The sequence below is a fragment of the Halorubrum xinjiangense genome, from assembly GCF_049604745.1.
Taxonomy (GTDB): domain Archaea; phylum Halobacteriota; class Halobacteria; order Halobacteriales; family Haloferacaceae; genus Halorubrum; species Halorubrum xinjiangense_A.
On record NZ_CP187140.1, the window covers coordinates 995,092 to 1,020,970 of the forward strand.

A 25,879-nucleotide genomic window follows, 5' to 3' on the forward strand; every position below is an offset into this window, starting at 1 on the left:
CGGCGAGGCGAGCAATTCGCCGGCCGGCAGCCTCAACACGCCGCGAGCCGAAGGCGATCGCATGGGCGAGACGGACGCGCGGATCGAGCCGGCGACCGCCGACGACGTCGACGCCGTCACCGACATGTGGGTGGCGCTCGCGGCCGGCCAGCGCGAACACGGCTCGACGCTCCGCGCCGAGGCGAACCGCGCGACCGTCCGCGAGTGGGCCGCGCAGTCGGTCGTCACGGGCGACCTGCTCGTCGCTCGCGATCCGTACGGAGCGGCGGAGACGGACGGCGGAGACGACCGCGAGCCTGACCCGATCGGCTTCGTGGGCTTCTCGCTCGAACGCGGCGACTACGAGCGCGACGCCGTCCGCGGGACCGTCAGCAACCTCTTCGTCGTTCCGGAGCGGCGCGGGGAGGGGATCGGCGCGTCGCTGCTCGACGCGGCCGAGCGCGCGCTCGCCGAGGCGGGCGCCGACCGCGTTGCGCTGGAGGCGCTCGCCGACAACGACCGCGCCCGGGCGTTCTACGGGGGACACGGCTACGACCTCCACCGCGTGGAGCTGACGAAGGCGTTGGGGGGTGAGGACGGCGAAGAGAGCGATGACGACCCCGAACCCGCGGCCGAAAGCGACTGACGCCGGCCGGGTTCGCGGAAAGCGACACGCACACATAGGAGGACCGAGTACGGCCGCACGCGCCAGGGGAGCATGGGTGGTTCATGCACTCGACTTGTAATCGAGACTTCCGGGGTTCAAATCCCTGCCCTGGCTTCAGCCCCTTTTGCGACCGCCCGCCGGACATTTCTTAAGTAGTCCCGACGCTCACGTCGGGTATGGACTCGTCGGACCGCGCACTGCTCGGCGTCGCCGGAATCGTCGGCGCACTCGTGCTGGCGATCGGGTTCGCGGGCGGCGCGCTTTTCGGCCTCGACGAGTCGGTCGCGCGGCCGCTCCGCCTCCTCGCGGTCGAACCGCTCACATGGATCGTGATCGCCGCGCTTGTCGTCGCGGTCGTCGGGAACGCCTACATCGAGTAGCGACCGGGACGGCCGCGCCGCCGGCCAAGCCACCCGGCGGAAAACCGACTCACCGCACGACCGTGACCGGCACCGGCGACCGCTGGAACACCGTCTTGGCCACGTTGCCGACGAGGAGCCGGTCCGCGAGCGACCCGCTGTGGGTACCCAACACGACGACGTCGAACTCCTCAGCGTGTTCGATGATCTGGCGCGCGGGCCGCCCGGCCTCCACGATCGTCTCGATCTCCGCGTCGTACTCGGCGGCGATCTCGCGGGCCTGCTCGAACACCGGCTCAGCGGCCTCGCGGATCCCCTCCTCGCCGTCGTCCGACAGCGCGATACCCATCGCCTCTCCCATCATCGGCGACGCGCCGCCGACGACGTTCAACACGGTGATCTCGGCGTCGGGGTGGCCGTCGAGCGCGTAGCGGAGCGCGCGCTCGGAGAGGTCGGAGCCGTCCATCGCCACGAGTACGCGCTCGATCATATCGGCAATACGCGCCGTCAGCAGATAAACGCACGTGGTACCGTGGGCCGAACGCCTCGGTCGACCCCGCGCTCACCCGTCCGGGTCCGCGACGCTCTCAGCGTCGACGTCCTCGATGGTCCGGACGAGCACCTCGAGCGCGCGCTCGGCGGCGCCCCGCTTCACCGCGTCGCGGTCGCCGTCGAGGACGACACGCTCGGTCCGGACGAACGACTCCTGTGACCCCCACGGCGCGGCGTGCGCGACGCCGAAGTGGACGAGTCCCACCGGCTTCTCGTCGGTGCCACCGGTCGGCCCCGCGATCCCGGTGGTCGCGACCGCCCAGTCCGCGTCCGCTCGGTCGCGCGCGCCGGCCGCCATCTCGCGGACCACCGGTTCGCTCACGGCGCCGTGGGCGTCGAGCGACTCGCGGGAGACGCCGAGCAGCTCGCGTTTGGCGTCGTACGTGTACGTAACGAACCCACGGTCGAAGTAGGCGCTCGCGCCCGGCACGTCCGTCACCCGGGATCCCACCAGCCCGCCCGTGAGCGACTCCGCGGTCGCGAGCGTCTCGTCGCCGTCCGCTAACAGCGCATTCAGGCGCTCCGCGGGGTCCGAAGCGTCTTCCATACCCCTCACTCCGAGCGAGGCGCCCCTGAGGTTTACGCCCCGGCGCGTCGAAGGGCGACCGTGACCGACACCGACTGGGACGAGCGGTTCGCGTCGGGCGAGTACCCGAGCGCGCCGGAGCCGTCCCCCGTGTTTCGCGCCTACGAGCCGTCGTTACCGGGCGGTCGCGCGCTCGACGTCGCGGCCGGCACCGGCCGCAACGCGGTGTTCCTCGCGGACCGCGGCTACGACGTCGACGCGCTCGACGCCTCGGCGGAGGGGCTCCGGATCGTCGGCGAGCGCGCCGCGGAACGCGGGATTGGCGACCGGATCGAGACGATCCGGGGCGACGTCTCGACGTACGGGTTCCCGACCGAGGCGTACGACCTCGTCACGATGAGCTACTTCCACACGCTCGACCGGTTCGCGGACCTCGCCGAGTCGCTCGCGCCGGGCGGCTACCTTTTCGTGGAGGGCCACCTGCGGTCGGCGGAGCCGTCGCCATCGGGGCCGAGCGACGACCGCTACCGCTTCGCGGCGAACGAACTGCTCCGCGCCGGCCTCGCGCTGAGCGTGCGCTACTACGACGAGACGACGACGGAGCGGCCCGGTGACCGCCGGCGCGCCACGGCGCGGCTGCTCGCACAGAAATCGAGCGGCGGCCGGCAGTCGTATCCGGAACGCCCGGACGCGCCAGACCGGTGGCCGGGAGCCGAGAGCGACTCGAAGGCCGCGAACGAGCGAGACGCGTGAGCGACGACGCAGCGTCGCCTGCGGCGGTCCTCCGATCGCTCGTGGCTCGCGCGGTCGACGCCGACCCCGCGAGTCTCGACAAGCGGATCGAACTCGTCGAGCGCGGCGACGGATCGGAGGCCGACGACGCGACCCGGAGCGACGCCTCGACCCCCGCGAGACGCCTCGCGGAACTCGTCGGCGCGGCCGGCAGCGTTGTCGCCGTCGTCCCACGGTTCAACGCCGACCTCGCCACGCGACTGAACGAAGCGCTGGCGACGGGCGCCGACGGGACGGAGGGGGAGAGCGGTTCCGAATTGGGGGCGAGCGCCCCGCGAGCGGTCCGCGTCGTGTTCACCGGGTCCGCGGCCGACCGCCTCGCCGGAATGACGGGCCCGGTCGTCCGGCGCGCGCTCGCCGACCGCGGCGTCGACGCGTACCGCCACGACGGCGAGTCGCCGGTGTCGGTGATCCTCGCCGACGACCGCGCGGTCGTCGGGCTGATCGACGACGCCGGCGTCGCCGCGCTGCTGTGGACGGACGACCCGGCGGTCCGCGAGTGGGCGGCCGCGACCTGTCGGCGCTACCTCAACGCAGCCGAACCGGTGACCGACGACTGAGCGACCCGGCTCCCCCTCTGCGGGCGCCGGTCGCCGGTCCGCTTTTGAGGGTCGCCACCGAAGCAGGCGTATGAAAGCGCTACTGCTGTTGGTGGCCGGGATCGGCGGACTGCTCGAAGCCGTCGCGCCGCGGCGCGCCGTCGCGCTCTGGACACGCGCGGTCTACCGGAACGCCGGCGAGGCGGAGCCGCGCGAGTGGACGTATGCGGCCGCGAAGGCCGAAGGGGCGCTGGTCGCGGCCGCCGCGCTCGTGGGGCTGTTCCGCCTCGCGACCGCGGACGACGACGCCGCGGCGGGCGCCGAGGCGACCGCGGACGGACGCGACGCCGACGCCGACGCGGCGTGAGCCGGTAGCTCGCCCGCGGCGTCGACCCGCCTGACCCGAACGTATATCTGACAGGTCTCGGTACGAGTTTACATGTCGGGGCCTTCCGCGGACTCTGGTGCGGCGGACGCGTCGACAGTTAGCGTGCTCCACGTCGACGACGATCCGGCCTACCTCGACCTGACCGCGACCTACCTCGAACGGATCGACGAGTCGTTCGAGGTGACGTCCGAAACTGACGTCGACGACGCGCTCGCGGCGCTGGACGCGGAGCCGATCGACTGCGTCGTCTCCGACTACGACATGCCCGGAACGAACGGGCTGACGCTCCTCCAGCGAGTCCGTGACCGGGAGATCGAGATTCCCTTCATTCTGTTCACGGGGAAGGGGAGCGAGGAGATCGCGAGCGAGGCCATCTCGGCCGGGGCGACGGATTACATTCAGAAGCGCGGCGGCAACGACCAGTACGAGGTGCTGGCAAACCGGGTGCGCAACGCCGTCGACCAGCACCGGTCACGGGTCGCGCTCGCCGAGAGCGAGGAGCGGCTCTCGCGGTTCATCGACCAGTCGCCGCTGGGAACGATCGAGTTCGACGACGCGTACCGGATCGTCCGGGTGAACCCCGCCGCGGAGGAGATCCTCGGCTACGACGAGTCGGAACTGCTCGGGGGGACGTGGATCCCGTTCGTTCCCGAATCGGCGTACCGCCACGTGGCGGCGCTCGAACGCGACCTGCTCTCGGATAAGGGCGGGTACCAGAGCGTCAACGAGAACGTGCGGAGCGACGGCGAGCGAATCCGCTGCGCGTGGCACAACCAAGTGGTGACCGACGCCGACGGATCGGTGATCGGCGTGTTCTCACAGTTCGAGGACGTCACCGATGCGGAGGCGCGGAAACGCGAGATCGAGCGGACGAACGCCGTGCTGTCGTCCGCGCTCGACGCGCTCCCGGTGGGGATGCTCGTCGAGGACAGTGACCGACAGGTAATTCAGGTGAACGAGCGGCTGTACGACCAGTTCGACGTCGACGGGGACCCGGAGACCGCCGCCGGCCGCGACTGTCGGGAACTCGCCGTCGAACTGAGCGAGAAGTTCGCCGACCCCGAGGCGTTCGTCGAGCGGATCGAGGCGATCGTCGAGAAGCGACGCCCGGTGGACGGGGAACGGCTCGCGCTCGCGAACGGGGAAACGCTGATCTTGACCTATCGACCGATCGACCTGCCGGATGGGGACGGCCACCTGTGGGCCTATCGGCAGGCGCCCCGGGCAGGCTGAGGCGGTGGTCCGCGGCGGACGGCACCGAGCGCGAGGACGGTGTCAGTCGTTCGCGGAGTCGGCCTCGGCGCTCTCGAACGGTCGCTCCTCGTCGGGGCGGTCGCCGGTCAACAGGACGTGGCAGTCGCGACACCGCGCCTCGTAGGACTCCTCGGCGCCGACGAGGATCGTCGGGTCGTCGACGTGGGCGGGCTCGCCCTCGATGAGCCGCTGGTTCCGGGAGGCGGGCTCGCCGCAGACCGAGCAGATGGCCTGCAGCTTGTCCACGTACTCGGCGGTCGCCATGAGCTGCGGGAGGGGGTCGAACGGCTCGCCGCGGAACGTCTGGTCCGTGCCCGAGACGATCACGCGGCTGCCGCGGTCCGCGAGGGCGTTACAGACCTCGATGAGCGCGTCCGAGAAGAAGTTCGCCTCGTCGAATGCGACGACCTCGGCGGGGTCGTCGTCGAGAACCTCGAGCGGGCCGTCGTCCTCGTTATCGACGACGGTGGCCTCCCACTGGCGGCCCGTGTGGCTCCCGATCGTCGTCTCGCCGTATCGGTCGTCGATCGCGGGCGTGTAGACGGCGACCGACTGCCCGGCGATCTCGGAGCGTCGGAGCCGTCGGAGCAGCTCCTCCGTCTTGCCCGAGAACATCGACCCGGAGATGACCTCGATCCACCCGGATCGAGTGATGGCGTGCATACCCGATCGGGCCGGAGCCAGCGACTAAACCGTTTCTCTCCCGGGTCAAGGTCGTCGCCGGACCGAGACGACGCGTCGCCAACCAAAGCGGGGTCAGAACCCGGTCGCGACCGCGACCGCGACGGCGGCAACGAGCACGTACGCCGCCGCGGAGACCGCCCAGTCGCGCCGGATTTGACCGAGCCGCTGGCGCGGGAGCCCGGACGTGCGAGGCAGCGGGACGAGCGCGAAGAAGCCGACCATCAGCGCGACCATCGCGTGACCCGCGACCACCAGCGCGACGGCGGTTCCGACGCCGAGAACCGCCTGTGCCGCCGAGAAGAGGCCGACGAACAGCAGGCCGGAGCCGCCGCCGGCGACGTAGTGGACCCACGTCGCCAGCCGCTCGGGCGCGTCGTCGACGGGGGTGTCAGTGAGCACGCCCGCGGCGACCTTCGGCGCCGTCGTTCCCTCGGGGAGCCGCGCCATCACCGGATCCATCGCGAGCGTCGCGACGAGGCCGACGACCGGACCCAGCGCGAGCCCGGCAAGCAGCGAGAGCGTCGTCATAGGAGGAGACAGGGCCGGGAGCGGTTTCACTCCGTCGGCGGAGGAGCTCGGTGCCCGGCGTCGCCCCGCCCGCCGCGCCTCAGTCGTCGCGCGGGATCACGGGCTCGCCGCCGATCACGACCCGAGAGACGTCGGCGTGGCCGGCCCGTCTGACGACCGCGCGGACGAGGTCGCGCGCGCCGGCGAGGTTGTCGGAGTCGCCGTCGAGGACGAGCAGGTCCGCGTCCGCGCCGGGCTCGACCACCCCGCGGTTCAGCCCGGCGATCTCGGCGCCGTTGGCCGTCGCCATTCGCAGTATCTCCCGGGCGGGGAGGTCGGACAGCTTCGCCGCGAACTCCATCTCGCGGAACATCGACGGCGAGTCGGTCATCACGTTGTCGGTGCCCAGCGCGACCGTCGTCCGCTCCGCAAGCTCTCGGATCGGCGGTACGCCGACGTTCGTCACGAGATTCGAGCGCGGGCAGACGACGACGGGCGTGCCGCGGTCGTCGAGCCGTTCGAGGTGGATCTCCTCGGCGTGGACCATGTGGACGAGGAAGTCGGGATCGAGGTCCATCGCGGCGTTGACGTCGTCGGCGTCGCGCTCGCCCGCGTGGATCCCGAACAGCTTGCCGGCCTCGCGCGTCGCCGCCCGGACCGCGTCGAAGTCGGCGTCGCGGGCGCCGGAGGCGCCGTAGCCGTCCGCGACCGAGAGCACGTCGGGGTCGTCGCGGCCGAAGACGACCGCCTCGATCGCGCGCTCGTCGAACGGGACCCCCTCACCAGCGAGCGCGTCGCGGAGCGCGCGCACGCCGTCGACGCCGCCCTCGCGGAACTCCAGGAACGTCCCCGTCCCCGTCGACTCCATGTACCGCAGGGTGCGCGCCATCGCGGCCACCTTCTCCTCGTGGCCCGCCGCCCGGAGGAGGCGGTGTTTCAGGCCCTCCGGCGGCGCGACGAGCTCGTCGAGCGAGAGCCCCTCGCCCGCCTCCTTGGCGATCGAGTCGCCGATGTGGGTGTGTGCGTTGACGAACGCCGGGAGGATCACCTCGTCGCTCTCGACGGACTCCTCCTCGATCCGGACGATCTCGCCGTCCGCGACGATGACCCGGCCCTCGACCGGCTCGAAGTCGGGACCGACCAAGATGGTCCCTTCGAGATGCATACCGGAGGCTCGCCGGCTGAGCTTAAAACCTCACGGGAAGCACCTCGGAGCGGGCCGTCACCGCCAGATAGAACGCGCCGCCCGGCCGGAGCACGCGGCGGGCCTCGCGCACGGCGGCGTCGAGGTCCGAGACGAGCTGGAAGGCCGCCTCCGAGAACGCCGCGTCCTTGATCGATGGCGGGAACTCGGCACCGGTGGCCGCGTGGCCGTCCGGGTCGAACGGCGTCGGCACCGGCGGCGCGCCCCCCTCGTCGGTGTCGGCGTTCCACAGCGCCTGGAACGCGTCGCTCCACTCGTTCCAGAGGCGGCGGTTCTCGCGGTGGGCGTCGGCCATGTGTGTGCGCGCGCCGTCCGATCATTTATGTTTGCTGCCGGGGTGTCACCACGGCGCACACCGAACGCCGCCGACAGCGTATCCCGAAGCCGCGGGTCGCCCGCTACTCGAACTCGTCGAGCGTCGTCGGCATCGCCCCGCGCACCTCGGTCACGAGCCCGTCGGGGTCGAGGCCGAGCACGTCCGCGGCCGCGCGGCCCACGCGGTCGGTCGCCGGCTCGGGGGCGTACACGCCGAGGCGCCACTGGTTGCGCTGGGCGGTCCGGAGCGCGGAGACGAGCGGCGACTGGCGTTCGAGCCGCCGAATCTCGCCGTTGACGGTGACGCGCGCGGTCGACTCGCGCATCGTCGGCTCGGGCGGCACGTCTAAGATTACGTGGTCGCGGGCGACGCCCGCCGCTTCGGCGATCTCGCGTTCGAGCGCGGTCTCGGCCGCGTGGTCCGCCTCGTGGACGCGCTCCGGAACGTCGTCGTACTCGGCCCACACCGCCAACTTGTACAGGTCGCGCTCGTCGTAGCGGCGGGAGAGCTCGGCGGTCGCCCGGCAGTCGCGGATCGCGGCGAGGAAGTCGTGGTCGTCCATGCGCCGGAGCTCGGCCGCCGTCGTCGCGGTCGCGTCGAGGAGCTCGCTCGCGGCCCGGCGCAGCATCGCCTTCGAGATGCGCGCGACGTGGTGGGTGTAGACGACCGGGTTCATCAGCGCGCGGGCCAGCAGGAGGCTCTCGGCGGTCTGGACGTTCCCCTCGTCCAAGACGAGCTCCGGGCCGTCGCGATCGGGTCCGCCCCCGCCGTCGCCGTCCGCGCCCGCGCCGCGCTCGACGAACGTCAGCTCCCGGACGAACCGCTCGGTGTCGATGGTGCCGTACGGGACGCCCGTGTGGTAGGCGTCGCGCACGAGGTAATCCATGCGGTCCACGTCGAGCTCGCCCGAGACGAGCCCGGCGTACGGGCCCTCTCCGGCGACGATTTCGGCGATCCGGTCCGGGTTGAGGTCGTGGTCGCGTAACACCTCGCCGACCGCGCCGGTCGTGAGCAGCTCGTCGACGTCGTCGTGGTACTTCCCGGTGCGGCGGTGGGTGAGCGATTCGAGGTTGTGGCTGAACGGCCCGTGCCCGACGTCGTGGAGCATCGCCGCCGCCTCGATGCGGTCGGCGCGTTTCCCGGAGATTCCGAGGTGGTCGAGCGCGCGGCTCGCGAGGTGGTAGACCCCGAGGCTATGTTCGAACCGGGTGTGGTTCGCGGAGGGGTAGACGAGCTGGACCGTGCCGAGCTGTTTCACGTGGCGGAGCCGCTGGACGGCGGGGGTGTCGACGAGGTCCGCGGCGACACCGTCGATCTCGATGTGGTCGTGGACGGTGTCCTTGACCGTGAGCATGCGTTCGCCTTCGGCGGCACGGGATAAAAGGCTGGGAGTGTCGGCCGGGTCGGGGTAGCGCCGCCGCGGGCCTCTGTCCTCGCGGGCCGAATCCGGCCTGGACCGATTCCGCCCCGGACCGATTCCGTCGCCCGCGAATTCGCGGCACGATTTATCATCCGGGCCCGCGAACGGTCGCGTATGTACGACGTACTCATCGGCATCGGGCTCGACGACGAATCGCGAGCGACGGCACAGGCCGAAGCGGTTGTCGACTTGCCGGGCGACTCCGACGAGGTGACCGCCCACCTCTGTCACGTCTTCCAAGATAACCCGGAGGGGGCGTCGGTTCACCAGCTCGGGACCGTGCGGCGCGCCCGAGAGGTGTTGGAGGCGGCCGGCGTGACCTGTACCCACTACGAGGCCAGCGGCGACGCCGGCACGGAACTCATCGAGGCCGCCGACGCCGTCGACGCAGACCTCATCTGCGTGTCGGGCCGCAAGCGGAGCCCGGCCGGCAAGGCCGTCTTCGGCAGCACCACGCAGACGGTCGTGTTGAACGCGGACCGGCCGGTGTTGGCGGTTCCGGTGTCGGTCGAGAACTGAGTCGACACAGAAGCGACGGGCTCGGGCGCCGCCGTCGACCGCGGCGCTCAGACAGAGGGGCGCCCCGCCGCGCGCAGCCCCAAGACCTCCCGCGACGCGGCCGCGACGGCGTCGACGCGTTCTGCGGGACAGTAGACGCCGAGCGTCCAGCGGCGGCGCTCGGCTGCCCGGAGCCCGGTCACGAGCTCCGAGGCGTCTTCCAGCCGCTGTGGGACGCCGTCGACGACGACGGCGGAGCCGGACTCCTTGAGCGCCGGGCGCGAGGGGATGTCGACGAGGACCGCGTCGCGGTCGATCCCCACCGCGTCCGCGATCTCGCGTTCAGCCGCCCGCTCCTCCGCGCGGCCCGCGTCGACCGTTCCCGCCGGCACCTCGTCGATCTCGGCCCAGACGGCGCGCTTGTAGAGGTCGCGCCGCTCGATGCGCTCGCCGAGCGCGGGGACGCGGTCGCGGAGTTCGACGAGCAGATCGTGGTCCGCCATCCGACGGAACGCCTCGACGTCGGTCTCCGTGCGGTCGAGGTACCGCTCGCAGGCGCGCTCCAGCATCGCGCCCGCGACCCGGGAGACGTGGTGGCGGTAGACGACGGCGTTCATCAGCGAGCGCGCGACGAGCAGGCTCTCGGCGGTGGCGACGTTCCCCTCGTCCAAGACGAGGTCGGCGGACGCTCCGCTGCCGTCGCCGTCGAGCAGTCGGAGCTCGGTGACGAGCCGGCCGGTGTCGACGGTGCCGTACGGGACGCCGGTGTGGTGGGCGTCGCGCACGAGGTAGTCCATGCGGTCGACGTCGAGTTCGCCCGAGACGAGCGGCCCCAAGGCCCCCTCGCCGTCGATCAGGGCGGCGACGCGCTCGGGGTCGAGCCCGTTGCGTTCGAGCACCTGACAGACCTCGCGGTCGGCGTCGGTGAGCAGCCACCGCACGTCGTCGTGGTCGCGGCCGGTCGCGCGCCGGATGATCCCCTCGGTCTGGTGGCCGTACGGGCCGTGCCCGACGTCGTGGAGCATCGCCGCGGCGCGGACGTGCGCGGCCGTGTCGTCGTCGACGCCGAGCCCGTCTATCGCGCTGCGCGCGAGGTGGTAGACGCCGAGGCTGTGCTCGAACCGGGTGTGGTTCGCGGAGGGGTAGACGAGCCGGACCGTAGACAGCTGTTTGATGTGTCGCAGCCGCTGGAACGCCGGCGTGTCGACCAGCTCGGCCGCGACGTCGCCGAGCCGGACGTGGCCGTGGACGCTGTCCTTGATCGCCTTCATTGGCGATTGGTCGCCGCGCGCCGGATTGGCCGTTTCGGCTCGGTGACGGGGTGGACGGGAGTCACTCGTCGACGACGTCGATCCCGAACCGCTCTTCGAGCGCGCGCACGACGGACCCGCCCACGTTCGCGGTTGCGGCCCGCCCGTCCTCGACCGCGAGCAGGTCGTCCTCGTCGAGTTCGAGCTCGGCGGCGACCTCCTCGACGGTCAGCCCGGCGTCCTGTCGCGCCTCGGTGACGACGTCGCCGTAGCCGGAGACGAGATACGGGAGGCGGTCCGCCTCGTAGCTCGTCCCCTCCTCCTCCCAGCGCTTCGAGTCGCCGGTCGCGGAGTCGTACATCTTCGCCTGCTTCCGGGCGAGCTCCTTCTTCCGGCTCTCGGTCGCCTCCGAGCCGGAGCCGGCACCGCCGGGGCTGCCGCCAGAGCTGCCGCCGCGCGATCCGCCGCCGCCGCTCGGCGCGTTGCCGGCGTCGTCGTGGGGCCGGCAGTTCGAACACACGAGCAGCTTCGCGCCGGCGACCGTCGCCTTCCGGAGGTCCGTGGTCTCGCGACCGCAGAGCTCGCACGCGTCGCCGTCGTCGCCGCCGCCGCCGCCGCCCGTCGAGTACTTCGGCATACCCCGTGTAGTGGTCCGGACCGTTAAAAACTCGTGGAGGCAGCCTCCGTGAACTGAGAAACTATTGCGGTGGCGCGTGCCTGCGAGCGGGCCCGTGGCCCGCGAGGAGCGCGTGCGAGGGAGTCAGTCGCCGGAGCGAAGCGACGGCGACCGACGAGGCTGGGGAGGGATGAGGTGCGGTTGCTGTGCGGGGTGGGACTCAAAGGGGCAGCCGCGAGGCCGCAGTAGGCGATGTAAGCACCGCAGCGAGCGGAGCGAGCGAGGAGCGCAACGAGCGTACTGCGGCCTCGCGGCTGGGGCTTTGGAGGTGTTCGCCGTCAATCCGCCAGCAACCGTTTATAAGCGAGCGGCTGGAGCTTTGGAGGTGTTCGCCGTCAATCCGCCAGCAACCGTTTATAAGCGAGCGGCTGGGGCTTTGGCGGTGTTCACCGCAGATTCTCCGATCCCATATAAAAGCCGATGACAACATCCAATCTCAGCTTATAAACTGCTGCCCCGTCACGGTAATTCACCTACTCCCTTTCTCGATCACGGGCCGAGGTACCCCCACGCCTGAAGCCGGTCGCCGTCGCCGTCGACCCAGCGCTCGCCGATGTCGTCGCGGTAGTACATGTTCGGCATCACGACGTCGTCGATTCGGTCGTACGCCTGCTCGCGCGCCGCGCCCATCGTCTCCCCCTTCCCGGTGACGACGATTGGCATTCCGCTCTCGCCGGCGACGCGCCACTGGCCGTCGACCTGTTTCGTGTCCTCCAAGTGGATTCCCTCCCGACTCTCCGTCTCGAAGACGACCGCCGCGTTCCGCGAGTTCTCGTCGTACGTCTGCTCGTCGTCGAAGGGGAACGGCGGCAGGACGACCCTGACGGCGATCTGGTAGCCCCCGTGGACCTCGGGCTCCGGCTTGTTCCCGTGCGCGAGGTCGTAGAAGAACTCGGCCGTCGACGACTCGATCGACTCCTCCTGTAAGGCGATGGTTGGGTAGCCGAACCGCGGCGTGAACTCCAGCGGGTAGATGCCCGTCTCGTTGACGATGCAGTTGATGTCGATACTGCCGACGTACCCCTCGTCGGCGAGCCACCCCTCGATCTTCCCGAACGTCTCCTGGAACAGCCTGTTTTTCCCCGCCCAGAACATCGACGTCCCCATCTCGCCGGTCGACGGGCCGATGTTCCCCGGGAACAGCTTCTTGTGCTCGAAGTTGAAGTTCACCCGGTCGACGAACTCGTTCCCGTCGAAGAAGCCGCAGATGGCGACCTCGACGCCCTCAACCTTCCGCTGGAGCTGGAACCCCTTCATCCGGTGGCCCCACGCCTTCTTGTACGCCCGAAGCACGTCGACCACGTCGCTGCCGTCGTCCTCGTTGCCGACGTACAGCAGGCGCTTGACGTTCTGGACCTCCCCAAGCGGCTTGATAACGTACGGCGCGGGGTTCTCCTGGACGTGTTGGATCCCCGCGTCGAACTCGTGGAACACGTGGTGTTCGACCGTGTTGACGCCGTGGTCCTCTAACACCTCCATCGCATACCCCCGATCCTCTTCGAGGCGGTCGGTGTTCGGCGTCCCGCCGACGACGGCCTTCCCCTCCTCGCGGAGTTCCTGCGCGAGCGCACCGGTCCCGACGTCGGAGCCGACTCGCGGGGTGCCACCCCGCTCGTTCGTTCCGGGACCCTCCCGCTGGTCGGGTCCCGAGACCCAGATGTCGTCGAAGATGATCACGTCAGCCCAGTCGACCTCGGCGCGCCAGTCGTCCGTCTTCGGGACGAACCCGTCGCCGATCTCGCGGTCGCTTTCGGCCTCTATGTAGTACTTCACGTCGTGGCCCTCGCGGCGGACCTGCCACGCCAGATCGCTTATCAGCGCCGCGTCGGCCGAGACGAAGAGGAAGTTCGCGGTGTCCATGCGGGGCCGTCTCCCGCGACCGACTTGAGTGTGGGTGCCGGCGCACGCCTCCCGCTCGTCTCCGGGGAGGTTGAAACGTTAACACGCGGGTTGATAGACCGCGGCGTGGTCGATCCGGGTATGCCAAGCGTGACACGCGACGGCGTGACGATCGATTACGCCGTCGACGGGGACCCCGACGGACCGACCGTGCTGCTGCTCGAAGGGCTCGGGTACGGCCGGTGGATGTGGCGGTGGCTCGCCGAGGCGTTGGCCGACGACTACGAGGTGCTCCGCCCGGACAACCGCGGCACCGGCGACTCCGACGTTCCGGAGGGGCCGTACACGGCGGCGGGGATGGCGGCCGACGCCGCCGCCGTCCTCGACGACCGCGGCGCCGACGCGGTCCACGTCTGCGGCGCGTCGATGGGGGGGATGATCGCGCAGGAGCTGGCGCTCGCCGACGACCGCGTCGCCTCGCTGACGCTGCTGTGTACGTCGCCCGGCGGCGATGACGCGGCTCCGACGCCGCCGGCGGTCCAGGAGCACATCTTCTCCGCGCCCGAGGACGCGGACCCCCGCGAGCGGATCCGCTACCTGATGGAGCCCGCGGTCTCCGACGGCTTCTACGAGCGCGAGCCGGAGCTGGTCGACCGCATCGTCGACTGGCGGCTCGCGGGCGACGCGACGCCGACGGGCCGCGAGGCGCAGGCGGCCGCGGTCGCGGCGTTCGACGCGAGCGACCGGCTGGATGACCTGTCCCTCCCGACGCTCGTCCTCCACGGGACCGCGGACCGCGTCCTCCCGGTCGAGAACGCCGACCTGCTGGCGGAACTCCTCCCGCACGCCGAGGTCGAGCTGTTCGAGGGGGGGCCGCACCTCTTCTTCATCGAGGAGCGCGAGCGCGTCAACGACCGCATCCGAACCTTCCTCGGCGAGGTCGCCTGAGATGGCGACAGAGAACGATCCGCAGTCGGACGACCGCACGGAGGGCACCGGAGCCGAGTCCGACGCCGACCCGCGACCGCACCCGCACGGCGACCGTGCCTACGACTGGGTTGGATCGCTGTCCGCCCGCCGCGCACGACTCTCGCCTGACCGCGTCGCCGTCACCGACACGGCCGCGAACGCCGAGTACACGTACGCGGAGTTGGAGGAGCGCGCCAACCGCACCGCGCGCTTCCTCCGCGAGGCCGGCGTCGAGACGGGCGACCGGGTCGCCGTCGTCTCGCGGAACCGCGTCGAGCTCGTCGACCTGTTCTTCGCGACCGCCAAGACGGGGGCGGTGCTGGCGCCGCTCTCGCACCGGCTCGCCGAGCGCGACCTTTCGGCCGTGTTGGGCACCGTCGACCCCGAACTGCTCCTCGTGGAGGCTCCGTTCGGTGGCGACGTCATCGACGCGTTAGAGCGGGCCGACGTCGAGCCCGCCGTCCGCTCAATTCCGACCGACGGCGACGACGCGTGGCGGCCGTACACCCGGGACCTGCCGGCGGACGGCTCGCCCGTCGAGACCGCCGACCTGTCGCTGGCGGACCCGCACCTCTTCTTGCACACCGGCGGCTCGACCGGGACCCCAAAGGAGACCGTCATCAGCCACGGCGCGATCCGCTGGAACGCGTTCAACACGATCACGGCGTGGGGGCTCCGCGAGGACGACGTGACGCCGATGGTGTTCCCGATGTTCCACACCGGCGGCTGGAACGTGCTCACGGTCCCCTTCTTCCAGATGGGCGGGCGCATCCTCCTGAGCCCGGAGGTCGATCCCGGTCGCGTCCTGCGGGACGTCGAGCGCGAGTCGGCGACGACGCTCGTCGCGGTCCCCGCCGTCTTGCGGATGATGGCCCGCCACGACGAGTTCGGGGAGACGGACCTCTCCTCGCTCCGGTTCGTGAAGAGCGGCGGCGGGCCCTGTCGGGAGAGCGTCATCGCGGCGTGGCGCGACCGCGGCGTCGAGATCTCACAGGGGTACGGGCTCACCGAGTGCGGCCCGAACAACTTCGCGATGCCCGACGACTTCCCGCCGGAGAAGACCGGCAGCGTCGGCGTCCCGGCGCTCGCGGTCGACGCGCGCGTCGTCGACGAGGACGGGCCGGTCCCCGACGGCACGGTCGGCGAACTGGAGCTCGCGGGGCCGGCCGCGGCCGACGGCTACTGGAACGAACCCGAGGAGACGGCGGCGACGTTCGGCGACTGGGTGTCCACCGGCGACCTCGCGCGCGTCGACGAGGACGGCTACTACCACATCGAGGGGCGCAAGAAGAACATGTTCGTCTCTGGCGGCGAGAACGTCTACCCGCCCCGCGTCGAGGACGCGCTCACCGACCACCCCGGGATCGAGGAGGCGGTCGTGATCGGCGTCCCGAGCGAGCGCTGGGGGACGGTCGGGAAGGCGATCCTCGTCGGCGACGAGTCGCTCTCGCTCGACGACGTCGAGTCGCACCTCGCCTCGCGCGTCGCACGCTACGCGATCCCGAAGGAGCTGGCGTTCGTCGACGAGATGCCGACCTCGGGCCCCTCGAAGATCGACCGCGCGGCGCTGAAAGAACGGTTCGGAGAGTAGGCGGCGCGGATTTTACAGGAACAACCATTATGTATGCGGAAAATAAGGAGGGGGCATGCTCGACGTCACGATGGATATGGAGCAGTTCGACTGCCCGTTCATCGACACCTCCGCGGACCACGACGTCTCCTTCTCCGCCATGCACTGGCAGCTGGACACCGCGGCGGAACAGCTGGAGACGCGGCTGCTCGTCGAGTCGCCGGACCGGTACGAGCTCGGCGAGGGGCTCTCGGCGCTCCGCGACCACGAGAACATGGCCGAGTACAGCCTGTTCTCGAAGGAGGACGGCACCGCGATCATCCGGACCGTCATCGAGGAGACGAACGCGATGTCGACGATCACGGACCACGGCGGCTACATCACCGGCCCCTTCCTGATCGCCGACGGCTCCGAGCGCTGGCAGGTCGGGTTCGACGACGAGGCGACGACGGAGGCGGCGCTCCACGACTTAGAGAAGGGCAACGAGTTCGTCGTCGAGGACCGCTCGGAGCTCTCGATGGAGGCGCTGTTCGACACGATGCGGAACGCGAACGCGGCCTCGACGATGCTGGACGCGTGTCGCGACCTGACCGACGTCGAGCGCGAGACGATCGAGTCCGCGGCCGACGCGGGGTACTTCGAGTCGCCGCGCGAGGCGACGCTGTCGACGCTCGCCGACGAGTTCGACGTCTCGACCGCGGCCGTCTCGAAGAACATGCGCCGCGGCGAGAAGAAGCTCCTCCGCAGCGTCGTCGCCGCGCTCGACCGGCTGGAGTAGGGCCGGGCGAGTGAAGCCCCCGGCACCGGATGTCGCCGGGTGCGACCGCGCGCCGGCGCTCGAAAAACGCTGTTTCGACCTGACATTCGCCGAATTTCGTCGGGATTGCGAGAACTGTTAACATCTTAACTCGGCCCTTCATGGTGGTGTCCGTCCTCGAATAGTGTATGCGAGACGACCACACACGGCGAGCGTATCTGCGAGGAACCGGCGCCGCGGTCGGCGCGGCCGGACTCACCGGACTGGCCGGCTGTTCCGGCGGGGGAGACGGCGGCGACGGATCGGACGGCTCCGACGGTGGGGACGGATCTGACGGCTCCGACGGCGGCGACCTCTCCGGCGAGACGATCCGGATCGGCGCGATCCAGCCGACCTCCGGCGACCTCCAGTACTACGGGCAGATCAGCCTCCGCGGGTTCTTCTCCGGGCTGGCGTACAAACACGACCTCGACCCGATAGAGGAGGCCACGCCAGGGACGTACACGGTCGAGCCCGAGGGGGGCCCGACCTACGAGATCATCGTCGAGGACACCGGGTTCAGCCCGGACACGGCCCAGAGCGTCGCGACCGACCTCGTGGTCGACGAGGAGGTCGACGTGCTGTTCGGGGCGTCCTCCTCCGACAGCGCGCGGCGGGTCATCGACACGGTCGTCGACGAAAGCGAGGTCCCGTTCCTCATCGGTCCCGCCGCGGACGCCGACATCACCGTCAGCGAGGAGTTCTGTCACCCGCTGGCGTTCCGCGCGAGCGAGCACACGGCGATGGACGCGCGCGCCGGCGGGACGTACGTGGCGGAGAACTTCGACATCGACACCGTCGCAATCTTCGCGTCGGACAACGCGTTCGGGCAGGGCGTCGCGAACAACTACACGGAGGTGTTGGAGGCCCAGGGCGTCGAGGTCCTCGAACCGCGCTTCGTCGAGCAGGGGTACTCCGAGTTCGACGGGCTCTTCGAGCAGGCGATCTCCGACGGCGCGTCGGGCGTCGTCGGCGGCTTCACCGCGGCGACGCTGCCGCAGTTCCTCTCGGCGGCGGTGTCGTACAACATCCAGGTGTTCGGCGGCTTCGCGGCGCTTTTGACCACCCAGCTCATCGGCGGGACGATCGAGTCCGCACTCGGCGAGGACTTCACGGCGCAGGACATCAAAGACGCCGGGCTCGGCCCCTTCACCACCCGGTACCACTGGAACCAGTACGACAATGAGATCAACGACGCGTTCATCGACATGCACACGGAGGCGTACGGCATCGTGCCCGACCTGTTCAGTTCGGGGACGTTCACGATGGCGTCGGCGCTCTCGCAGGCGGTGAGCGAGTCGGGCTCGACCGAGGGCGCCGACGTCGCCGACGCGCTCCGCGGCATGACCGTCGCGGACACGCCGAAGGGCGCGGACGCGTACACGTTCCAGGAGCACAACAACCAGGCGGCCTCGCAGATGACGGTCGCGTGGCCGGTGCCGACGAGCGACGAGTTCGCCGACACCTGGGACGCGCCGATCATGCCCGGCGAGCCGGAGCAGCGCCTCGACGTCGAGGACGTGATGGTCCCCGAAGAGGACGCGAGCTGCTCGCTGTAATGCTGCTGGAGACCGAGGGGCTCACGAAGCGCTTCGGCGGCATCACGGCCGTCAACGGCGTCGACTTCGCCCTCGAGGCCGGCGAGCTCTGCTCGATCATCGGCCCGAACGGCGCGGGGAAGACGACGTTCTTCAACCTGCTCACGGGCGTGTTAGAGCCCTCAGACGGACGGATCCGGTTCGATCCGCCGAGCGGCGCGGCCCCGGACGGCGGGGCGACGGACGGGGGCGGCGGATCGCCGATCGACATCACCGCCGCCTCGCCAGACGAGACGGCGCTCGCGGGGCTCCACCGCTCGTACCAGATCACGAACCTCTTCCCGACGCTGACGGTGCTGGAGAACGTCCGGGTCGCCGCGCAGGCGGGCCGCGGGAACGACTCTTGGAAGCTGTGGCGCAACGTGGCCGACTTCGAGGACCACTACGCGGAGGCGACGCGGATCCTCGAGCGGATCGGGCTGACGGAAGAAGCGGAGACCGTCACGGAGAACCTGAGCCACGGCGAGAAGCGCAGCCTCGAGATCGGCGTCGCGCTCGCGGGCGACCCCGACCTCCTCCTGCTCGACGAGCCGACCGCCGGCGTGTCGAGCGAGGGCGTCGACGACGTCGTCGCGCTGATCGAGGACGTCGCCGAAGACCACTCGGTGATGCTCATCGAACACAACATGGAGGTGGTGATGGACATCTCCGACCGGATCGCCGTCCTCCACCGCGGCGAACTGATCGCCGACGGGCCGCCTGAGGACGTGCGCGGCGACGAGGCCGTTCAGGAGGCGTACCTCGGCGGGTACGGGCGCGAGGGGTCCGGAGACGGGCCCGCCGCGGGCGAGGGGAGCGGCGGCGACGCCGACCGCGATGACACCGCGGATCGCGACGGCGACGTGTTGGCCGACGGCGGCCGCCGGGTGCGCGCCGGAGGTGAGCCGCGGTGACAACACTCGAACTCGACGGCGTCCACACCTACTACGGCGAGAGCCACATCCTTCAGGGGCTGTCCCTGTCGGTCGAGGAGGGCGAGATCGTCGCCCTAGTCGGCCGGAACGGCGTCGGGAAGACGACCACGCTCCGCACCGCGCTCGGGCTGACGCCGCCCCGCGAGGGGACCGTCCGGTTCGACGGGACGGACGTGACGGGGATGGAGCCCCACGAGATCGCGGCCCGCGGGATGGGGTGGGTCCCCGAGGAACGGCGCGTGTTCTCGCATCTCACAGTCGCGGAGAACCTCCGCGTTGCCGCGCACTCGGCGGCCGACCCGGACGCGCGGATCGCGGAGGCGTACGAGCTGTTCCCGGCGCTCGACCGATTCGCTGACAAGGACGCGGGCGACCTGAGCGGCGGCCAACAGCAGATGCTCGCCATCGCCCGCGGCATCGTCGGCGACAACGACCTGCTGCTGGTCGACGAGCCGAGCGAGGGGCTCGCGCCGCAGATCGTCGAGGACGTCGTCGAGGCGCTCCGCGCGGCCTCCGCGGACACCACGATGGTCCTCGTCGAGCAGAACTTCCGGCTGGCGATGGACCTCGCCGACCGGTTCTACCTCGTCGACCACGGGGTCGTCGTGGAGGCAGGCGAGACGGCCGGCGTCACGAGCGAGGACGAACGAATCCGGAGGTACCTGACGGCATGAGCCTCGCACCGCTCGCGGCCGCCGTCTCGCAGATCACACCGCTCGTCGATCCGACCGCGCTCCTCGCGGCGGGCGGCGCTGTCGACGGACTTCGGACCGCGGCTCGCGTGCTCGCAGAAGGGATCGGCAAGGGCGCGGTGTACTTCACCATCGCGGTCGGCCTGACGCTCGTCTTCGGGCTGATGGGCGTCCTCAACTTCGCGCACGGCGCGATCGCGATGGTCGGCGCGTACCTCGGCGGCCTCGTGATGGTCCTCGTCGTCGGCGCGAACACCGGGACGCTCGCGACGATACTCGTCTTCTTCGTCGTGCTGGCGCTGGTGTTCGCGGTCACGACGGCGGCCGGGAGCGCGATGGAGGTGGCGCTCATCCGACCGATATACGATCGCACGCCGACTTACCAGATCCTGTTGACGTTCGGCGTCTCGCTCATCATCGAGGAGCTCGCCCGGATCATTCTGACGCTCCGCGGAATCCAACCGAACCCGCAGTGGCAGGCGCCGATGGGCACCGCGCCGGACGTGCTGTTGGGCCGGACCGAGCTGCTCGGGATCGGCGTCAGGCGCCTATACCTCTTCGAGATAGCCATCGGCGCGCTCGTCGCCGTCGCGGTGTGGGCCTTCCTGACGAAGACGCTGTACGGGCTCTACATCCGCGCCGGCAGCGAGGACACCGAGATGGTCCAGGCGCTCGGCATCGACGTGCGGCAGGCGTTCACCGTCGTGTTCGGCGTCGGCACCGGGCTCGCCGCGGTCGGCGGCGTCCTGCTGATGTGGGACCCGATCTGGGGGCCGAGCGTCCTGTTGAGCATCGACGTGCTGTTGTACGCGTTCGTCGTCGTCATCATCGGCGGGCTCGGGAGCTTCACCGGAACGCTCGTCGCGGCCGGCATCGTCGGGATCGCCGACTCGGTGACGACGTGGCTGTTCACCACCGGGATCGTCACCTTCCCCGGCCTCTCCGAGGTGACCATCTTCCTCCTGCTCGTGGTGATGCTCATCATCCGCCCGCAGGGGCTCTACGGCGTCAAGGAGGTGGGGGGCCATTAGCGACCCCGACCGTCCCGCCGACGAGGACGCTTCCGTGGACGCGGACGCGTCGACCGAGGCGAGCGCTCCCGGAGATGCGGACGCTTCTGTGGACGCGGACGCTCCGGCCGACCCGAACGCTCCGGCCGACCCGGACGCTCCCGTCGACGAGACGGATCCGATCCCGCCGTCGACCGCGGCTGGTGGTCTTCGCGAGTACCTGCGAGATCACGTCGTTCACGCGGCCGTGATCGTCGGGTTCCTCCTGTACCCGCTCGTCTACGAGGCGCTGCTCGCGACGCCGGCCGCTCCGTTCGCGGAGGCGTTCCTCCCGGCGATCACGTTCATGGTCGTGGTGCTGTACATGGGTCTGTTCGCGATGAGCTTCGACTTCGTCAGCGGCTACACGGGCTACCTCTCGTTCGGTCACGCGGCCTTCTTCGGCACGGGTGCGTACTTCGTCGTCCTCGCCGCGAACGGGCAGGTGCCGGGGATCCCCGGGGGGACGCCGTTCATGATCACGCTCCTCCTTGGCGCGGTGTTGGCCGGCCTGCTCGCGCTCGTCATCGGGTCGGTGTCGTTCCGGCTCACGGGCGTCTACTTCGCGATGATCACGCTCGGGTTCGCGCAGGTGATCTACGAGCTGATCCGCTCGTGGGGGTACGTCTCGAGCAATCCGACCGAGGGCACGACGGTGAGCGGCGACGCGCTCGCCATCGGCGTTCCCTACGTCGACGCGCTGAGTCTCGACGTGGGGCGGCTCACGGGCGAGAGCGTCGAGAACCTGCTCGGGCTCGGGATCGACCTGTCGGCGACGGTCGTCTCGTACTACGCGCTCGGGGTCGTCGTGGTGGTCTGCTACTTCGCGATGCAGCGGATCATCCACTCGCCGTTCGGGCGGGTGATGATCGCGATCCGGGAAAACGAGGAGCGAGCGCGCGCCGTCGGCTACCCGACCTACCGATTCAAGCTGGCCGCGTTCGCCATTAGCGGCTTCTTCGGGGCCGTCGCGGGCGGCATCTTCGCCGCCTACTCGCGGTCGGTCGCGCCCGACGGGACGTTCTACTTCCTCGTCACCGCCGATGCGCTGATCACGACGATCGTCGGCGGGTTCGGCACCCTCGCGGGCCCGATCTACGGGACCCTGTTCAACCAGGGGTTAGAGGACGTCCTCTCCACCGAGAGCGGCGGGATCGCGACGCTGCTGCGCGAGGGGCTCCCGGCGAGCGTCCTCGAAGCGGACCTCTTCGGGGTCAGCTTGGAGCTGTTCGTCAACACCGCGGTCGACGGGCGCGCCCCGCTGTACCTCGGGATCGTCTTCGTGCTGTTCGTGCTGTTCGTCCCGAACGGCATCCTCGGGACGCTGCGCGACCGGCTCGGCGGCACCGTCGGGAAGCGGCTCCCGGACCAACTGCGGCGCTATCGGAAGTAGCGTCGCAGGCCCGCCGCGCCGTTGCGGCGGACGCGGAACGGCGACACGATACGATTCGGACTCACGACACATGACTGACACCACGCGACACGACAAGTCGAACAGCGACCGACGCGACGAGTCGAACAGCGACCGACGCGACGAGTCGAACAGCGACCAACGCGACGAGTCGAACAGCGACCGATCCGGAGGCGACCGATGACGGCCTCGATCACCGGAGTCGGGACCTACGTCCCGGACGAGACCATCACCGGGGAAGCCATCGCGGCCGAGAGCGGCATCCCCGAGGAGGTCGTCGTCGAGAAGATGGGCGTCCGCGAGAAGCACGTCTGCCCGCCTGACGGCGACCACGCGACCGACATGTCCGTGAAGGCGGCCGAAGCCGCGCTCGCGGACGCGGCCGTCGATCCGGAGGACCTCGACGTCGTTGTCTACCACGGTTCGGAGTACAAGGACCACGTTGTCTGGTCGGCGGCGGCGGCGATCACCGACCGACTCGGGGCGACGAACGCGTACGCGACCGAGAGCTACACGCTGTGTGCCGGCGCGCCGATTGCGCTGCGGCAGATCACCGCCCAGCTGGAGACGGAGCCGATCGACACCGCGCTGCTCGTCGCCGCCAGCCGCGAGGAGGACCTCGTCGACTACGGCAACGAGGACAGCTCGTTTATGTTCAACTTCGGCAGCGGCGCGAGCGCGTTCGTCGTCGAGGCGGCGACGGAGGATGCGCGGGACGACGAGGGCGACGCCGAGCCCTTCGGCGGTCGCGCGCGCGCCGTGGTCGAGTCGAGCGCGGCCGAGACCGACGGCTCCTTCGCCGACGACGTGGTGATGCCCGCGGGCGGGTCGAAGCGCCCAGCGAGCGAGGAGACGGTCCGCGAGGGGCTCCACACCCTCGACGTGCCCGACCCCGAGGGGATGAAGGAACGCTTGGGGCCGGTGTCGCTGCCCGCGTACCTTTCCGTCGCCGACACCGCTTTAGAGCGGTCCGGGTTCGACCGCGACGACCTCGATTTCGTCGCGCTCACGCACATGAAGCGGTCGTTCCACGAGCGCGTCCTCGACGAGCTTGGCCTCGACCCCGCGAGCGACGGCTACTACCTCGACGAGTACGGCCACGTCCAGAGCGTCGATCAGGCGCTCGCGCTGGAGCGCGGCGTCGAGACCGGTCGGCTCGAAGCCGGCGACCTTGTCTGCCTGCTCGCGGCCGGAACGGGGTATACGTGGTCGGCGACCGTGATCCGGTGGCGAGGCTGACTGCTTATAAATAGTTAGCCGTGAATCGACGGCAGACATCTCCAAATCCCGAGCCGATCACTTATAAATGACTGACATCAAATCGGCGACGAACACCGCCAAAGCCCCAGCCGGGAGGCGGGCGCACGCTCGCTGCGCTCCTCACTCGTTCGCTCCGCTCACTCGTTGCGGTGCTTACGTCACCTGCGCCCGCCTCCCGGCTGCCCCTTTGAGTCCCGCCCCGCACAGCACCGCAGCCTCACGCCTCCCCAGCCTCGTCAGTCGCCGTCGCTTCGCTCCGGCGACTGACTCCCTCGCGCGTGCTTTTCGCGGCCGCCGAGGGCGGCCGCTCGGAGGCACGCGCCACCGCCGCAACGTGTCTCTTATTTATATACTGAATCGGCCGGGTGTGTGCCTGCGTCAGTCACTCACTCGTCGCCGTGCGGCACCGACAGCACCGTCGCCTCGCCGGAGAGGACGCGCTCGTCGCGCTCGGGGACGGTCGCGGTGGTCTCGACCGCAAGGCGGTCGTTGCCGAGGTCCTCGGTGACGCGGACCGTCGCTTCGACCGTCTCGCCCGGGAAGACCGGCTTCTCGAAGGACAGGTCCTGCGAGAGGTAGACGATGTCGCCGGAGAGCCGCGCGAGCGCGCCGGAGACGACCGCGGCCGATAAGATTCCGTGCGCGACGCGGCCGCCGAACATCGTCTCGGCGGCGTACTCGTCGTCGAGGTGAATCGGGTTCTCGTCGCCGGAGAGCTTCGCGAACGTCTCTATCGTCTCCTCGGTGATCGCTACCTCGTGGGTCGCCGTCTCGCCGACCGTCGCGACTGGCATACCGATCGGTTGCGCCGTCGGGGCCTCAACCCCGTGGTTCAGCCTCGAACCCGCAGGCGTTCCCGCAGCAGTCCTCTCGACTAGTCGTCCGCCCGCGCGTCGACCACGTCGGCGTCGGTGGGGTTCGCCCCGCCGTACTCCTCGACGAGTTCGTCCAGCCGCTCGGGGTCGCCGGCGTGCGCGAGCGGCTCGGTCGCGGTTTCGCAGGCTGCGTCGACCCCCAGCCGGTCGCAGACGCGGTCGGCGGTCGTCTCGGCCATCTGCCGGTAGGTGGTCAGCTTCCCGCCCACCACGCTGTAGAGGCCGGCGGCGCCGTCGCGCTCGTGGTCGAGCAGCGTGAACCCGCGGGAGATCCCGCGTCGGTTCTGCCCCGCTTCGTCCGGCGCGTACAGCGGGCGCACGCCCCACCACGTCCTGACGGTCGGCACGTCGGCGACGGCTGGGAGCATCGCGGCGCACTCCTCGATCGAGCGCTCGACCTCCCAGTCGGCGCGCTCGTAGTCGTCCGGGTCCGAGACCGGGACGCTCGTCGTCCCCAACACGACCTCGCCGTCGTGGGGCACGACGATGTCGCCGTCGTCGGGATCGCGACACCGGTTCAACACCGGGCCGAGCCCCTCGTGTTCCACCGAGACCATCACGCCGCGGCTCGGCGCCATCCCGACCTCGACGCCCGCCATCGCCGCGATCGAGTCCGCCCACGCCCCGGTAGCGTTGACGACGACGTCGGGCGAGAGCGTTTCGTCGACGCTCCCGCCGACCCGGACCGATTCGACCGTCCCGTCGCGGACCGTCACGTCCTCGACGGGCGCGCGGGGGTGGACGGACGCGCCGTGACGCTCGGCGTCCGCGGCGTTGGCGGCGACCAGCCGCGATGGGTAGATGACGCCGTCGGGGACGCGGAACGCCTCCTCGACCTCGTCGGCGAGCCCCGGCACCGCCTCGCGGGCGGCGTCGGCGTCGAGACGCTCGGTCTCGATCCCGAGCGACTCGCAGGCGGCGAGCTTCTCCTCCAGATAGTCCGGGTCGTCGCCGTCGAGGCGAACGAACAGGCCGCCGGTGTCGCGGACGCAGGCCCCGGCGATCGACCTGAGCGTCCGGTTCTCTTCGATACACTCCTTGGCGCCCTCTGCGTCCGCCTCCGCGTACCGGGCCCCGCTGTGGAGGAGGCCGTGCGAGCGCCCGGAGGTCCCGCTCCCGAGGCCGCCGCGGTCGACGAGCGTCGCGTCGACGCCGCGCATGGCGAGGTCGCGGACGATCCCCGTTCCCGTCGCGCCGCCACCGATCACGAGGACGGTCGGATCGGCGCTCACGCGGCGGTCACCACGGTTCGGGCGCGGTCACGGTCCGCCGCGAGATACCGTCGGCTCGGGCTA

29 protein-coding genes and 1 tRNA gene are annotated in these 25,879 nt (G+C 70.5%); 18 read left to right on the forward strand and 12 right to left on the reverse strand.

Translation table 11 applies throughout. The features are described 5' to 3' along the window. Positions 1-61: 61 nt before the first annotated feature. The 3 genes from ACOZ35_RS05950 to ACOZ35_RS05960 all read left to right on the forward strand — a co-directional run bounded on the left by ACOZ35_RS05950 (position 62) and on the right by ACOZ35_RS05960 (position 1,026). On the forward strand, positions 62-625 hold the full coding sequence (locus ACOZ35_RS05950) for a GNAT family N-acetyltransferase (protein WP_424015516.1): 564 nt from the start codon (positions 62-64) through the stop codon (positions 623-625). A gap of 61 nt (positions 626-686) precedes the next feature. Then, positions 687-760: transfer RNA gene (locus tag ACOZ35_RS05955), tRNA-Thr, on the forward strand. A gap of 62 nt (positions 761-822) precedes the next feature. Further along, positions 823-1,026 (forward strand): hypothetical protein, encoded by a 204-nt coding sequence (locus ACOZ35_RS05960; protein WP_424015517.1) that lies wholly within the window; start codon positions 823-825, stop codon positions 1,024-1,026. A 49-nt stretch (positions 1,027-1,075) separates the two neighbouring features. Here ACOZ35_RS05960 and ACOZ35_RS05965 read toward each other — a convergent pair whose 3' ends face one another. Together ACOZ35_RS05965 and ACOZ35_RS05970 are read right to left on the reverse strand one after the other, a co-directional pair. After that, positions 1,076-1,495: a universal stress protein gene (locus ACOZ35_RS05965; protein ID WP_424015518.1), complete on the reverse strand. Its 420-nt coding sequence runs from the start codon at positions 1,493-1,495 to the stop codon at positions 1,076-1,078. 72 nt (positions 1,496-1,567) lie between these two features. Beyond that, positions 1,568-2,104 carry a CinA family protein gene (locus ACOZ35_RS05970; protein ID WP_424015519.1) on the reverse strand — a complete coding sequence of 179 codons (537 nt, stop codon included), beginning with the start codon at positions 2,102-2,104 and terminating at the stop codon, positions 1,568-1,570. A 60-nt stretch (positions 2,105-2,164) separates the two neighbouring features. Between ACOZ35_RS05970 and ACOZ35_RS05975 the strand changes: the two genes are divergently transcribed. From ACOZ35_RS05975 to ACOZ35_RS05990, 4 genes are all read left to right on the forward strand, one after another. Continuing rightward, entirely contained in the window at positions 2,165-2,836 is a 672-nt protein-coding gene (locus ACOZ35_RS05975) for a class I SAM-dependent methyltransferase (RefSeq protein WP_424015520.1), read from the forward strand. Beyond that, positions 2,833-3,435: a hypothetical protein gene (locus ACOZ35_RS05980; RefSeq protein WP_424015521.1), complete on the forward strand. Its 603-nt coding sequence runs from the start codon at positions 2,833-2,835 to the stop codon at positions 3,433-3,435. The genes ACOZ35_RS05975 and ACOZ35_RS05980 overlap by 4 nt, the downstream gene beginning before the upstream one ends. Positions 3,436-3,505: 70 nt before the next feature. After that, the gene (locus ACOZ35_RS05985; protein WP_424015522.1) at positions 3,506-3,781 is read left to right on the forward strand and encodes a hypothetical protein; all 276 of its coding nucleotides are present in this window, start codon (positions 3,506-3,508) and stop codon (positions 3,779-3,781) included. A 72-nt stretch (positions 3,782-3,853) separates the two neighbouring features. Next, positions 3,854-5,035 carry a response regulator gene (locus tag ACOZ35_RS05990; protein WP_424015523.1) on the forward strand — a complete coding sequence of 394 codons (1,182 nt, stop codon included), beginning with the start codon at positions 3,854-3,856 and terminating at the stop codon, positions 5,033-5,035. A gap of 42 nt (positions 5,036-5,077) precedes the next feature. On the opposite strand, the gene ACOZ35_RS05995 is transcribed toward ACOZ35_RS05990, so the two are convergent. From ACOZ35_RS05995 to ACOZ35_RS06015, 5 genes are all read right to left on the reverse strand, one after another. After that, positions 5,078-5,719: a thymidine kinase gene (locus ACOZ35_RS05995; protein ID WP_424015524.1), complete on the reverse strand. Its 642-nt coding sequence runs from the start codon at positions 5,717-5,719 to the stop codon at positions 5,078-5,080. Between the two features lie 93 nt (positions 5,720-5,812). Further along, positions 5,813-6,268, reverse strand: coding sequence for a hypothetical protein (locus ACOZ35_RS06000; RefSeq protein WP_424015525.1), 456 nt, complete (start codon positions 6,266-6,268; stop codon positions 5,813-5,815). Positions 6,269-6,347: 79 nt separating this feature from the next. After that, positions 6,348-7,412 (reverse strand): amidohydrolase family protein, encoded by a 1,065-nt coding sequence (locus ACOZ35_RS06005; protein WP_424015526.1) that lies wholly within the window; start codon positions 7,410-7,412, stop codon positions 6,348-6,350. Between the two features lie 22 nt (positions 7,413-7,434). After that, positions 7,435-7,746 carry a methyltransferase domain-containing protein gene (locus ACOZ35_RS06010; protein WP_424015527.1) on the reverse strand — a complete coding sequence of 104 codons (312 nt, stop codon included), beginning with the start codon at positions 7,744-7,746 and terminating at the stop codon, positions 7,435-7,437. Between the two features lie 103 nt (positions 7,747-7,849). After that, on the reverse strand, positions 7,850-9,121 hold the full coding sequence (locus ACOZ35_RS06015) for an HD domain-containing protein (RefSeq protein WP_424015528.1): 1,272 nt from the start codon (positions 9,119-9,121) through the stop codon (positions 7,850-7,852). A gap of 180 nt (positions 9,122-9,301) precedes the next feature. On the opposite strand from ACOZ35_RS06015, the gene ACOZ35_RS06020 reads away from it, so the two are divergent. Further along, on the forward strand, positions 9,302-9,706 hold the full coding sequence (locus ACOZ35_RS06020; RefSeq protein WP_424015529.1) for a universal stress protein: 405 nt from the start codon (positions 9,302-9,304) through the stop codon (positions 9,704-9,706). Between the two features lie 47 nt (positions 9,707-9,753). Here the strand turns inward: ACOZ35_RS06020 and ACOZ35_RS06025 are convergent, their stop codons facing one another. The 3 genes from ACOZ35_RS06025 to ACOZ35_RS06035 all read right to left on the reverse strand — a co-directional run bounded on the left by ACOZ35_RS06025 (position 9,754) and on the right by ACOZ35_RS06035 (position 13,471). Next, positions 9,754-10,956 carry an HD domain-containing protein gene (locus ACOZ35_RS06025; RefSeq protein ID WP_424015530.1) on the reverse strand — a complete coding sequence of 401 codons (1,203 nt, stop codon included), beginning with the start codon at positions 10,954-10,956 and terminating at the stop codon, positions 9,754-9,756. Between the two features lie 61 nt (positions 10,957-11,017). Then, positions 11,018-11,572 carry a helix-turn-helix domain-containing protein gene (locus ACOZ35_RS06030; RefSeq protein ID WP_424015531.1) on the reverse strand — a complete coding sequence of 185 codons (555 nt, stop codon included), beginning with the start codon at positions 11,570-11,572 and terminating at the stop codon, positions 11,018-11,020. Positions 11,573-12,100: 528 nt separating this feature from the next. After that, entirely contained in the window at positions 12,101-13,471 is a 1,371-nt protein-coding gene (locus tag ACOZ35_RS06035; protein WP_424015532.1) for a phosphoribosylamine--glycine ligase, read from the reverse strand. Between the two features lie 120 nt (positions 13,472-13,591). Between ACOZ35_RS06035 and ACOZ35_RS06040 the strand changes: the two genes are divergently transcribed. The 10 genes from ACOZ35_RS06040 to ACOZ35_RS06085 all read left to right on the forward strand — a co-directional run bounded on the left by ACOZ35_RS06040 (position 13,592) and on the right by ACOZ35_RS06085 (position 23,688). Then, on the forward strand, positions 13,592-14,398 hold the full coding sequence (locus ACOZ35_RS06040) for an alpha/beta fold hydrolase (RefSeq protein ID WP_424015533.1): 807 nt from the start codon (positions 13,592-13,594) through the stop codon (positions 14,396-14,398). 1 nt (position 14,399) lies between these two features. Continuing rightward, entirely contained in the window at positions 14,400-16,010 is a 1,611-nt protein-coding gene (locus ACOZ35_RS06045) for a class I adenylate-forming enzyme family protein (RefSeq protein WP_424015534.1), read from the forward strand. Between the two features lie 55 nt (positions 16,011-16,065). Beyond that, a complete protein-coding gene (locus ACOZ35_RS06050; protein ID WP_424015535.1) occupies positions 16,066-16,767 on the forward strand; it encodes a helix-turn-helix domain-containing protein in 702 nt (233 codons plus the stop codon). Between the two features lie 167 nt (positions 16,768-16,934). Then, positions 16,935-18,344, forward strand: a complete 1,410-nt coding sequence (locus ACOZ35_RS06055) for an ABC transporter substrate-binding protein (protein WP_424015536.1) — start codon at positions 16,935-16,937, stop codon at positions 18,342-18,344. Continuing rightward, the gene (locus tag ACOZ35_RS06060; RefSeq protein ID WP_424015537.1) at positions 18,344-19,276 is read left to right on the forward strand and encodes an ABC transporter ATP-binding protein; all 933 of its coding nucleotides are present in this window, start codon (positions 18,344-18,346) and stop codon (positions 19,274-19,276) included. The genes ACOZ35_RS06055 and ACOZ35_RS06060 overlap by 1 nt, the downstream gene beginning before the upstream one ends. Continuing rightward, a complete protein-coding gene (locus tag ACOZ35_RS06065; protein WP_424015538.1) occupies positions 19,273-19,971 on the forward strand; it encodes an ABC transporter ATP-binding protein in 699 nt (232 codons plus the stop codon). Before ACOZ35_RS06060 ends, ACOZ35_RS06065 begins: the two co-directional genes overlap by 4 nt. Continuing rightward, the gene (locus ACOZ35_RS06070) at positions 19,968-21,020 is read left to right on the forward strand and encodes a branched-chain amino acid ABC transporter permease (protein WP_424015539.1); all 1,053 of its coding nucleotides are present in this window, start codon (positions 19,968-19,970) and stop codon (positions 21,018-21,020) included. The genes ACOZ35_RS06065 and ACOZ35_RS06070 overlap by 4 nt, the downstream gene beginning before the upstream one ends. A 226-nt stretch (positions 21,021-21,246) precedes the next feature. After that, positions 21,247-22,431, forward strand: coding sequence for a branched-chain amino acid ABC transporter permease (locus tag ACOZ35_RS06075; protein WP_424016039.1), 1,185 nt, complete (start codon positions 21,247-21,249; stop codon positions 22,429-22,431). A 70-nt stretch (positions 22,432-22,501) separates the two neighbouring features. Continuing rightward, entirely contained in the window at positions 22,502-22,633 is a 132-nt protein-coding gene (locus tag ACOZ35_RS06080) for a hypothetical protein (RefSeq protein ID WP_424015540.1), read from the forward strand. Then, the gene (locus ACOZ35_RS06085) at positions 22,630-23,688 is read left to right on the forward strand and encodes a 3-oxoacyl-ACP synthase (protein WP_424015541.1); all 1,059 of its coding nucleotides are present in this window, start codon (positions 22,630-22,632) and stop codon (positions 23,686-23,688) included. Before ACOZ35_RS06080 ends, ACOZ35_RS06085 begins: the two co-directional genes overlap by 4 nt. A gap of 407 nt (positions 23,689-24,095) precedes the next feature. On the opposite strand, the gene ACOZ35_RS06090 is transcribed toward ACOZ35_RS06085, so the two are convergent. Both ACOZ35_RS06090 and ACOZ35_RS06095 read right to left on the reverse strand, forming a co-directional pair. After that, on the reverse strand, positions 24,096-24,503 hold the full coding sequence (locus tag ACOZ35_RS06090) for a MaoC family dehydratase (protein WP_424015542.1): 408 nt from the start codon (positions 24,501-24,503) through the stop codon (positions 24,096-24,098). 80 nt (positions 24,504-24,583) lie between these two features. After that, complete coding sequence (locus ACOZ35_RS06095) at positions 24,584-25,816, reverse strand: FAD-dependent oxidoreductase (protein WP_424015543.1); 1,233 nt, start codon at positions 25,814-25,816, stop codon at positions 24,584-24,586. Positions 25,817-25,879 lie beyond the last annotated feature (63 nt).

Bases quoted from the DNA above. Each gene is read 5' to 3' on its own strand.
- ACOZ35_RS06040 (WP_424015533.1), top strand. From the start codon at position 13,592: ATGCCAAGCGTGACACGCGACGGCGTGACGATCGATTACGCCGTCGAC.
- ACOZ35_RS06025 (WP_424015530.1), bottom strand. From the start codon at position 10,956: ATGAAGGCGATCAAGGACAGCGTCCACGGCCACGTCCGGCTCGGCGAC.
- ACOZ35_RS05990 (WP_424015523.1), top strand. From the start codon at position 3,854: ATGTCGGGGCCTTCCGCGGACTCTGGTGCGGCGGACGCGTCGACAGTT.
- ACOZ35_RS06050 (WP_424015535.1), top strand. From the start codon at position 16,066: ATGCTCGACGTCACGATGGATATGGAGCAGTTCGACTGCCCGTTCATC.
- ACOZ35_RS06090 (WP_424015542.1), bottom strand. From the start codon at position 24,503: ATGCCAGTCGCGACGGTCGGCGAGACGGCGACCCACGAGGTAGCGATC.
- ACOZ35_RS05965 (WP_424015518.1), bottom strand. From the start codon at position 1,495: ATGATCGAGCGCGTACTCGTGGCGATGGACGGCTCCGACCTCTCCGAG.
- ACOZ35_RS06015 (WP_424015528.1), bottom strand. From the start codon at position 9,121: ATGCTCACGGTCAAGGACACCGTCCACGACCACATCGAGATCGACGGT.
- ACOZ35_RS06020 (WP_424015529.1), top strand. From the start codon at position 9,302: ATGTACGACGTACTCATCGGCATCGGGCTCGACGACGAATCGCGAGCG.
- ACOZ35_RS06085 (WP_424015541.1), top strand. From the start codon at position 22,630: ATGACGGCCTCGATCACCGGAGTCGGGACCTACGTCCCGGACGAGACC.
- ACOZ35_RS06030 (WP_424015531.1), bottom strand. From the start codon at position 11,572: ATGCCGAAGTACTCGACGGGCGGCGGCGGCGGCGGCGACGACGGCGAC.
- ACOZ35_RS06000 (WP_424015525.1), bottom strand. From the start codon at position 6,268: ATGACGACGCTCTCGCTGCTTGCCGGGCTCGCGCTGGGTCCGGTCGTC.
- ACOZ35_RS06005 (WP_424015526.1), bottom strand. From the start codon at position 7,412: ATGCATCTCGAAGGGACCATCTTGGTCGGTCCCGACTTCGAGCCGGTC.
- ACOZ35_RS05960 (WP_424015517.1), top strand. From the start codon at position 823: ATGGACTCGTCGGACCGCGCACTGCTCGGCGTCGCCGGAATCGTCGGC.
- ACOZ35_RS06010 (WP_424015527.1), bottom strand. From the start codon at position 7,746: ATGGCCGACGCCCACCGCGAGAACCGCCGCCTCTGGAACGAGTGGAGC.
- ACOZ35_RS06060 (WP_424015537.1), top strand. From the start codon at position 18,344: ATGCTGCTGGAGACCGAGGGGCTCACGAAGCGCTTCGGCGGCATCACG.
- ACOZ35_RS06080 (WP_424015540.1), top strand. From the start codon at position 22,502: ATGACTGACACCACGCGACACGACAAGTCGAACAGCGACCGACGCGAC.
- ACOZ35_RS06045 (WP_424015534.1), top strand. From the start codon at position 14,400: ATGGCGACAGAGAACGATCCGCAGTCGGACGACCGCACGGAGGGCACC.
- ACOZ35_RS06070 (WP_424015539.1), top strand. From the start codon at position 19,968: ATGAGCCTCGCACCGCTCGCGGCCGCCGTCTCGCAGATCACACCGCTC.
- ACOZ35_RS06035 (WP_424015532.1), bottom strand. From the start codon at position 13,471: ATGGACACCGCGAACTTCCTCTTCGTCTCGGCCGACGCGGCGCTGATA.
- ACOZ35_RS05985 (WP_424015522.1), top strand. From the start codon at position 3,506: ATGAAAGCGCTACTGCTGTTGGTGGCCGGGATCGGCGGACTGCTCGAA.
- ACOZ35_RS05950 (WP_424015516.1), top strand. From the start codon at position 62: ATGGGCGAGACGGACGCGCGGATCGAGCCGGCGACCGCCGACGACGTC.
- ACOZ35_RS06055 (WP_424015536.1), top strand. From the start codon at position 16,935: ATGCGAGACGACCACACACGGCGAGCGTATCTGCGAGGAACCGGCGCC.
- ACOZ35_RS05995 (WP_424015524.1), bottom strand. From the start codon at position 5,719: ATGCACGCCATCACTCGATCCGGGTGGATCGAGGTCATCTCCGGGTCG.
- ACOZ35_RS05970 (WP_424015519.1), bottom strand. From the start codon at position 2,104: ATGGAAGACGCTTCGGACCCCGCGGAGCGCCTGAATGCGCTGTTAGCG.